Origin of the sequence: Campylobacter concisus, from assembly GCF_002914005.1 — a bacterium.
GTDB classification, from domain to species: Bacteria; Campylobacterota; Campylobacteria; order Campylobacterales; family Campylobacteraceae; genus Campylobacter_A; species Campylobacter_A concisus_N.
The window spans coordinates 1-433 of the sequence record NZ_POZU01000030.1; the positions used below are offsets into that span (position 1 = coordinate 1).

Genomic DNA, 433 nt, shown 5'->3' on the forward strand with positions numbered 1-433 from the left:
TAATTATTCTGATAAATTTTTCCATTTTAATTTTATATTTTTTATAAATATCTTTTAAAGTTTGATTTTCGCCCCTTGTATAATTTCCATGTTCGTCAGTAGAAAATATATCGCTATATTTCTTATGCATATCATCAATAATACTCCTATAAATAGACATTTTAAATTTGTCTATTTTAATAATAAAATCAGGCTTTGTATCTTGCAATATTTGTATTAGTCCTTGATCATACGTAGCAACTAATGAAAAAATATCGAGTCTATCATAAATATATCTTTCAGATAAAATAATCGCTATATCTCTTGCAGTATTATCAATCTTTTTTAAGTATGTATCAATATTGCTAATATTTTCGACATTTATGACTTTGCTGAAAAATTTATGGTTTGGGTTTTCTACAAAAATATATAAAATAGCTTTCAGTTTATTTTC

The 433-nt window shown here is 23.1% G+C and carries 1 protein-coding gene; it reads right to left on the reverse strand.

What is annotated here, in order from left to right:
• The coding region (locus tag CYP54_RS09850) for a hypothetical protein (RefSeq protein ID WP_181001509.1) at positions 1–433 on the reverse strand (433 nt) is incomplete at both ends.